This is a genomic window from Bartonella sp. MR168JLCBS (assembly GCF_042194175.1).
This window is the reverse complement of the sequence record NZ_JBHIMP010000414.1, coordinates 330-678: the sequence shown is the minus strand read 5'-3', so window position 1 is coordinate 678 and position 349 is coordinate 330. Positions and strand designations below refer to the sequence as shown.

Here is a 349-nt window from a genome sequence, read left to right as displayed (position 1 = left end):
AAAATCCTCTATCCTACTGCTCCCAAAGCAATATTTTTGCTTTGGATGACACTTCGCGTATAATCATCAATTCTACGCTCAATTTCTGGACGAAAATTACGTATCAACCCCTGTACAGGCCATGCGGCAGCATCACCTAGTGCACATATAGTGTGTCCTTCAACTTGCTCAGAAACTTCAAACAAAAGATCAATTTCACGTTTTTGCGCTCTTCCCTCAACCATACGCCCTAAAAGACGCATCATCCAACCTGTGCCTTCACGACACGGTGTACATTGACCACAACTCTCATGCTTGAAAAAAGCTGTTATACGCCAAATTGCCTTGATAATACCGGTTGATTTATCCA

1 protein-coding gene is annotated in these 349 nt (G+C 42.4%); it reads right to left on the bottom strand.

All coding sequences use genetic code 11. From position 1 onward, the window contains the following. Positions 1-8: 8 nt before the first annotated feature. Positions 9-349, bottom strand: a 341-nt coding sequence (locus ACFIK8_RS11690; RefSeq protein WP_375669522.1) for an NADH-ubiquinone oxidoreductase-F iron-sulfur binding region domain-containing protein, incomplete at its 5' end; no start/stop codon positions are given.